We start from the raw sequence: 8,099 nt of genomic DNA, 5'->3' as shown, positions 1-8,099 counted from the left end.
CTTAGGAATGCTAAAATGAGTATAGTCCCATTTTAGCTTGCTCCCAATATAAAATTGAGACAAGCAGTAAATGTGACAATACTTATTGAGAATTCTCAAAGTCCAATTACAATGCCACTTTACCTATTGCATATATCAACACACATTTAAAACAGAGCCTTTATTTAAAATAAAATTAAAAACATTTATGTTATTAATGATAAATCAAGTATGATAAAATAAAACATGGTAATAATTTATATTAAAAAGAGTATTATTTTTAAACAAATTGGAGGAAGAATATGTACAAATTAATAGCATTAGACATGGATGGAACATTACTTACAAGTGATAAAAAGGTTTCTGAAAGAAATAAACAAGCTATAAAAGCAGCTGAAAAAAAAGGTGTTAAAGTAGTTTTAGCTTCAGGAAGACCTAGTGAAGGATTAAGACAATATTTAGAAGAACTTGAATTATTAAAAGAGGATGATTATGTTCTTAGTTTTAATGGCGGAGTAGCTCAAAATGCAAAAACTGGTGAAATAATATCAAGAACTGTTTTAAAAGGGAAAGATTTAAAATATATTAATAACATAGCTAAAGAATTAAATGTGAATATACATGCATTTTCTGAAAAATTAGGATTGATAACACCTAAAATTAGCAAATATACAGAAGTTGAAGCAGAAATAAACGGAATTGGTATAAGTATTGTAGATTTTGATAACATAGATGACACTGAAAATATAATAAAAATAATGATTATAGATCCAGAAGAAGTATTAGAAGAAGCAATTAAAAAATTACCTAAAGAGGTTTATGAAAAATATAATGTGTTAAGAAGCACACCTTTCTTCTTAGAATTTATGAACAATGAAGTTGATAAAGGTGAAGGTTTAAAAAGACTTGCAGAAACTTTAGGAATAAAACAAGAAGAGGTAATAGCAATGGGAGATGCAGGAAATGACTTATCAATGGTTAAATATGCAGGTCTTGGAGTTGCTATGGAAAATGGATTTGATGAAGTTAAAGAAAATGCACAATTTATAACTAAAAGTAATGATGAAGATGGAGTAGCTTACGCAATAGAAAAATTTGTTTTATAGTCATGCTGATATTATAGTATAAAGCTTCATGGACTAAGGAATTTGCTTTATATGCGTGTTGATATATGCATAAGTAAAGTGGGCTAAGTAATTGAACTTAGGAATACTAAAAATGACTATAGTCCCATTTTAGCTTGCTCTCAATATGAAATTGAGACAAGCAATAAATGTGACAATACTCATTAACTATTCCCAAAGTCCAATTACAATGCCACTTTACCTATTTCATATATCAACACATATTTAATAATATAATTTCCTAAAGAATAAAAAATCCAACTAAAAATTAGTTGGATTTTTTTGTTATTCAATAAATTTTACACATGTTGGTGATGGAACATATTCAGTTCCTATAAATTTTAATGCTCCATTTGATTGTTGAATTGAGAAAATAGATAATGTGTTAGATAGTTCATTTCCACAGATTAAATACTTTCCAGTAGGATCTATTTGGAAGTCACGAGGACATTCGCCTTTACAATCAAATACATCAACATATTCTAATTTTCCATTATCATCATTTATATAAAATAAAGTTATAGTGTTATTTCTTATATCTGAAGTATATAAAAATTTATTGTTTTTGTGTATGTGTATAGCTGATGCTAATTTTTCTCCTTTATAATCTTTTGGAAAAATGCTAGTTACTTCAACTTTTTCAAATGGATTTTCTTTTTTTGAGTTGTATTTTAAAGTGAAAATTTCACAGCTTTTTTCTGCTAAAACATAATAAAATGGTTTTGATTTTGAATAAGTTATATGTTTAGGTGCTGAATTTTTTGGAAAAGAGTAACTTAAATGTTTTTTCGCAACCAACTTATCATTATTAAAAGTATATAACATTAAAACATCTTTTCCAGAATCAACTGATAAAATATATTTTTCATCATGTGAGAAGATAGAACAATTTATATGAGAATTTTCATCGTTTAAATCTTTTTCACAATCTTCATTATTAACAGTTACGTGAGATGTTAAAATTATTCCATCTAAAGTATTAAAAACCTTAATCTCATTTTCATTATAATTTGAAGAAATTAAAAGTTGCTTATTTTTTCTTATGCTTACATGACAAGGTTCTTTACCATCTTCAACATTATAATTAATTAAATCCACATAGTCTTTTTCTCCAAAAAATTTGAATGAAGAAACCCCAGATTGTTTTTCTATGCTACAAGTAGAATATAAAATATTTCTTTCTTTATCAATTGCTAAATAGTTAGGATCATCAATTTCATAAGCTAAATTAATTCTATCTATTTTTCCAGATGATGAATTAAAACTAAACTTATAAATTCCTTTACTATCATTATTTGTATGAGTTCCTATAAAGCCAATTATTATATCTTTATTTACTATCATAAAGTAGTGCCCCCTTTTAGTTTATATAATTATAAGTATATCATAAATAAAATATATTAAATATCCAAAAAATAGATGAAAAATATTGGGAATATTAATATATTAGTAAAATAATTACAAATAAATATCTAAGTATTAATAAAAGTATGTGTATGAAAATAAACTGAATAAAATATTATTATAAATTTAATACTTTTAAATAAATATAAATTATTAAGATTGTAATTTATTTTAATATTAAGAATTAAATATTAAATTTTTATAATTATTGATAAATATTAATTTTTTGGTATAATAATTTGTAAATAACAAAAATTTTAAAAGAATTTATAAAAGCACAAATAAGAAGGGGGGCTTTATTAGTGCCTATAAAAATTCCAACAGAATTACCAGCATTTAAAGTATTATCTAACGAGAATATTTTTGTCATGAATGATAATAGAGCTAAGACTCAAGATATAAGACCATTAAAAATTGCAATTCTTAATTTAATGCCAAAAAAAATTTTAGCAGAAAATCAATTATTGAGGCACTTATCTAATACACCATTACAAGTTGAGGTTAAGCTTATTCAAACTAAAAGTTATGTTTCACAAAATACTCCAATAGAACATTTGGAAAAGTTTTATACTTATTTTGATGATATAAGAGATGAAAAGTTTGATGGCTTAATAATAACTGGGGCACCTGTTGAGCAAATGCCATTTGAGGATATTACTTATTGGAATGAATTAACTCAAATAATGGAATGGAGTAAATCCAATGTTTTTTCAACATTGCACATATGTTGGGGAGCTCAAGCAGGATTATATTATCACTATAATATACCAAAATATAAATTAGAAAAGAAAATTTTTGGAGTATTTTCTCATTGGGTAAATGATGAAAATGCCGATTTAACAAGAGGACTTGATGATATATTTTATGCACCACATTCTAGACATACAGAAGTAAAAAAAGAAGATATAAGTAAAATTTCAGAATTGGAAATTTTATCGGAATCCAAAGAGGCGGGTATCTTTATTGTAGCTACTAAAGATAGAAGAAAAATATTCTTTATGGGTCATCCTGAGTATGATAGAAATACATTAAAAGAAGAATATATGAGAGATAGGGAAAAGGGAGATAATACAGATATACCACAAAATTATTTTGTAGATAACGATATAAATAGTACTCCTAAATTTACATGGAGAGGTAGTTCTAATATAATATTTGGTAATTGGTTAAATTATTGTGTATATCAAAATACTCCGTATAACATCAATGATATCTCTAAGTAATAAGAGCTGTGTTTTTAAACACAGCTTATTTCAATGTACCCAAAAATAAAAAATTCTATATTATACTTTTAAACATAATTTTTAACTATCACTTATCAACTTTCAACGAATAAATCGTTACTATAATAATAGTATTATTTAAGGATGTTTAAAAAAATTAATTAAATTAATAAAAAAGCTTGTTTTTTTCGGCAATTCTTTATAAAATTAAAAAAAATAATGTATTTTATCTAAAAATGTTACAAATGATAATTTTTAATGTTAGAATATAAATGATTTTAAAAGGACACATTGATAAGTATTTTCAAATGTCTAATTTATAATGTCTAATTTATAAAAAGTAAACGGAGGATTAGTGTGGAACAGAAGAGAGAGAAGTTTTCATCAAGTTTAACAGTTTTTTTAGCAACATTAAGTTCCGCTGTAGGTTTAGGTAATATATGGATGTTTCCTTATATTACAGGAGAAAATGGTGGAGCAGCATTTATTATTATATATTTAATATGTGTTGCTTTAGTAGGATTACCTGTACTTATTAGTGAATTTGTAATAGGTAGAGGTACTAGAAGAAACGTATATGGAGCAATTTCAAAGATTACAGATAAAAAGGGCTTTAAAGTTATAGGTATTTTTGCAATACTAGCAACATATTTTATGTTGTTTTTCTATACAGTAGTTGTTGGATGGGTTTATTCATATGTATTTAAAGCGGTAACAGGGGCATTAAAGGGAGTAACATTAGAATCTGCAAGTAATATATTTTATAATACAAGTGTAGGTCCTATAGCTCCAATTATTTGGCAGTTAATTGCATTATCAGTTGGTGGAATAATATTAGTTTTAGGGGTTAAGGGTGGCATTGAAAAGTTAACAAAAACCTTAATGCCTGTTTTAATTTTACTTCTTTTAGTATGTGCTTTTAGAAGTTTAACATTATCAAATGCTATAGAAGGTGTGAATTTTTTAATTAAACCTGATTTTTCAAAAGTACATATTGGAGTTGTACTTTCAGCATTAGGATTAGCATTTTTTAAGCTATCAGTTGGAAGTGGAGCAATGATTACATATAGTAGTTATTATACTGATGATAATAACTTGATTGGTACAGCAGGAAAGGTAGCAATATCAGATACTTTAGTATCATTAATAGCAGGCCTTGCTATATTTCCAGCAGTTTTTTCATTTGGATTAGAACCAAGTAGTGGTCCAGGATTATTATTTAATACAGTTCCATTAATATTTGCTAAAATGCCAGGCGGTTGGATTTTGGTAATTATGTTCTTTGCTCTTACTGCAATGGCAGCTACAATGGCGATGTTATCATTATTAGAAGTTTTAATTGCATTTTTTACAGAAGAATTAAAAATAGAAAGAAAGAGAGCAATAATATTAAATATAATAATATTATTAGGAATTGGATCCTTAGCAGCACTATCAGGTAATGCAGAAGGTGTTTTAGGTGATAAACTAATATTGGGATTATCATTTTTTGATTTATGTGATGTGCTTGTATCTAAGATATTTTTACCTATAAATGGATTGTTGATAATTTTATTAGCTGGATACTTTATAAATAAAAAGTATTTAATAGATCAATTAAGTAATAATGGAATATTAAAGAATGAAGCAATAGTAAAAGCTTTAATTTTTATTATTAAATACATAGCACCAATACTTATTATAGTAGTATTTTTAAAATCATTTATTTAAATTAAAGTCAATGCTTTAGTAGTGTTTTATAATATGCACAACTAAGCTCGACTGGTTAAATATTTAATATTAACAAAAATAAGGCTTTGATATAATTGCAAAGCCTTATTTTTTTATTCTTTAACTCTCAATTTTCATATCTTCACTCTGAACTAAAAAGCGTGGAGCATTCATTTGGTTCTACTTAATTATTCTTATTTATAGAAGAAATTAATTAAATTTTAATGTAATTACATAAATATATAATAAATACAATTTGAAATATTAGAATAGTAGGGACCCCTAGTGTAAATTTTAAATGTTTAGTTTTATGTCTGAAAGTAAACATTCCATGAAGCATACCAATAGAACCACCAATTAAGGAGATTACAATTAGAGTTTTTTCAGGAATTCGCCATTCTTTGTGTATTGCACGATTTTTATCAATAAACATAATAGAAAAACCAATGAAATTTATAAATAGTAAATATATAATAAAGATTTTAATCATAATTTTCACCTCAGTGTAAATAATATAGTATATTATTTATCTTAGCATAAGTATGAACTCAAAAAAAAGCTATTTCACAATTAAATAAAATAGCTTTTTATATAAATATCAGTTTTTATATGAATATTATAAGTTTTAATAATTGATTTAGCCTCCAAGAGTTACATCTTGATGGTTATACCAATTTAATGCATCATAAAATTCATGCTCTTTAAATGCAGGCCAATATGAGTCTATTACATAAAAATCTGAATAAACACATTGAGCCGGCAAAAAACCACTAAGTCTTCTTCTTCCACCCCATCTTATAATCAGGTCTATTCTGGAAATATCTTTAGAGTGTATATAAGGTATAATCCCCTTATGAGATGAATCATTTTCTTTTAAGATATTTAAATCCCATTCCCAACCATAGTTCATCAAAAAATTAACTTTAATTCCACCAGTTCCAAAAGTAGTTCTTTTTGAAAATGGTAATAGTTCTTTAGGAAATAATTTTGAATCTGTATTTCCTAAAACTAATATTTCACAATTCTCTTTTGTGAGTAATTTAACAGATTCAATGCAAGCGTCAGTGAAGGCTATTTTTTGCTCACTAGGTCTTTTTGTATTATCTACTGTAAATCCATAAAAAGTTACTTCAGATATACCTTCTTTTTGACACAATTTAAAAACTTCAAGGCCAGGATTTATACCGAAGGAATACCCCTTATCTTTTGTTAATCCGTTAGCTAAAGCCCAACGTCTATTTCCATCTGGAATGACGCCTATATGTTTTGGAATTCTCATTTTTTTATCTCCTAATGTAATAAAATTTTAATGTGATTTAAAAATATTAATCTATAAATATAAGTATATCCAATATAGTTAAAAATACACATATAGGTATTTAGTTATGATAAATATATATTAAAAAGTATTAGAGTATAATTAATTTATTTATTAAGATAGTATAGAAGAGTTTATTAAAAATTTTATTTATATAAAATTAACGTAAATAAATATATTTATTTCTAGGGAGGACATATATATGGCAGTTAATGCAAAAAGACAAAAGGAATTAAAAGCTTTAGGTTTTTTATTACAAAATGACAAAGAACATTTTGCAGTAAGATTTTTAGGTAGAGCAGGTAATTTTACAGTAGAGGAATTAAACAATATAAATGTTATTTCTAAAAAGTATGGTAGAGATTATTGCGGAATGACAACAAGACTTCAAATTGAAGTGCCTTGGATAAAAGATGAAGATGTAGAAAAAGTTATTGAAGAAGCAAAGAAGTTAGGTTTAAGACATGGTGGTACAGGGCAAAAATTTAGACCATTAGTATCTTGTAAAGGTACTGTATGTCTTCATGGAAATATTAATACACAAGAAATATGTAGACAATTAGAAGATAAGTATTTTGGAACAGATACCCCTCATAAATGTAAATTAGCAGTAGTTGGTTGTGCTAACAATTGTGCAAAGGCTAATATAAATGATATTGGTATTATGGGAAGAACAGTACCTGAGTTTGTTTTAGAAAAGTGTATTGGATGTGGACTATGTGTTAAGGCTTGTAGACAAAAAGCTTTAGAAGTAGTTGATAAAAAGATAATACATAATAAAGATTTATGTGTTAATTGTGGTGGATGCGTAAGAGAATGCAAATTAGGCGCAGCTGTTGCAAAAGAAAAAGGTGGAGAAATCTTTGTTGGTGGACGATTCGGTAGAGGAATGAGAATTGGAGACTCTTTAGGAAAGATATTTAAAGAAGAAGAAATAATTCCAATGGTTGATAAAATTGTTGACTACTATAGAGAAGTAGGACAACCTGGTGAAAGAATTTCTAAAGTTATGGATAGAATAGGAAAAGAAGAATTTATAAATAATGTTTTAAATAGATCATCTATTTAAAAATATCAATATTCACTTAAAATGGAGCTGAAATAATATTTATAAAGGAATTAAAAGTTCAAGTGGTAATTAATTAGACAACTTGAACTTTTTAATATATGGAAAATTATGATGTTACTTTAGAAGTAATTAATTATAATAATTGAAAAGATACATATAAAAAAGGCTAAATGGTATTTATCGTAATAATATTTTATTCTTTAGGAATTTATATTATTAAAAAATTTGTGGATAACTTTTAAAATAATGTGTTTTAAAGGTATTATGAGTAC

7 protein-coding genes are annotated in these 8,099 nt (G+C 25.8%); 4 read left to right on the top strand and 3 right to left on the bottom strand.

All coding sequences use genetic code 11. The features are described 5' to 3' along the window. The first annotated feature begins 281 nt into the window (after positions 1-281). Positions 282-1,085, top strand: a complete 804-nt coding sequence (gene yidA / locus RGC78_RS15595; RefSeq protein ID WP_309556925.1) for a sugar-phosphatase — start codon at positions 282-284, stop codon at positions 1,083-1,085. A 303-nt stretch (positions 1,086-1,388) separates the two neighbouring features. Here yidA and RGC78_RS15590 read toward each other — a convergent pair whose 3' ends face one another. Continuing rightward, a complete protein-coding gene (locus RGC78_RS15590) occupies positions 1,389-2,447 on the bottom strand; it encodes a lactonase family protein (RefSeq protein ID WP_309556924.1) in 1,059 nt (352 codons plus the stop codon). Between the two features lie 362 nt (positions 2,448-2,809). Here RGC78_RS15590 and metA point away from each other — a divergent pair, with 362 nt between their 5' ends. Together metA and RGC78_RS15580 are read left to right on the top strand one after the other, a co-directional pair. Further along, complete coding sequence (gene metA / locus RGC78_RS15585; RefSeq protein ID WP_252225454.1) at positions 2,810-3,730, top strand: homoserine O-acetyltransferase MetA; 921 nt, start codon at positions 2,810-2,812, stop codon at positions 3,728-3,730. 357 nt (positions 3,731-4,087) lie between these two features. Beyond that, complete coding sequence (locus RGC78_RS15580) at positions 4,088-5,440, top strand: sodium-dependent transporter (RefSeq protein WP_252225453.1); 1,353 nt, start codon at positions 4,088-4,090, stop codon at positions 5,438-5,440. Between the two features lie 214 nt (positions 5,441-5,654). On the opposite strand, the gene RGC78_RS15575 is transcribed toward RGC78_RS15580, so the two are convergent. Next, the gene (locus RGC78_RS15575; RefSeq protein ID WP_252213841.1) at positions 5,655-5,930 is read right to left on the bottom strand and encodes a DUF1294 domain-containing protein; all 276 of its coding nucleotides are present in this window, start codon (positions 5,928-5,930) and stop codon (positions 5,655-5,657) included. Between the two features lie 147 nt (positions 5,931-6,077). Beyond that, complete coding sequence (locus RGC78_RS15570) at positions 6,078-6,719, bottom strand: undecaprenyl diphosphate synthase family protein (protein WP_252213839.1); 642 nt, start codon at positions 6,717-6,719, stop codon at positions 6,078-6,080. Between the two features lie 241 nt (positions 6,720-6,960). Here RGC78_RS15570 and RGC78_RS15565 point away from each other — a divergent pair, with 241 nt between their 5' ends. After that, positions 6,961-7,827, top strand: a complete 867-nt coding sequence (locus tag RGC78_RS15565) for a ferredoxin-like domain-containing protein (protein WP_252213837.1) — start codon at positions 6,961-6,963, stop codon at positions 7,825-7,827. The last annotated feature ends 272 nt before the right edge of the window (positions 7,828-8,099 follow it).

The organism is Clostridium aquiflavi (genome assembly GCF_031344075.1).
Lineage (GTDB): Bacteria > Bacillota > Clostridia > Clostridiales > Clostridiaceae > Clostridium > Clostridium aquiflavi.
This window is presented reverse-complemented; position numbering and strand designations above follow the sequence as displayed.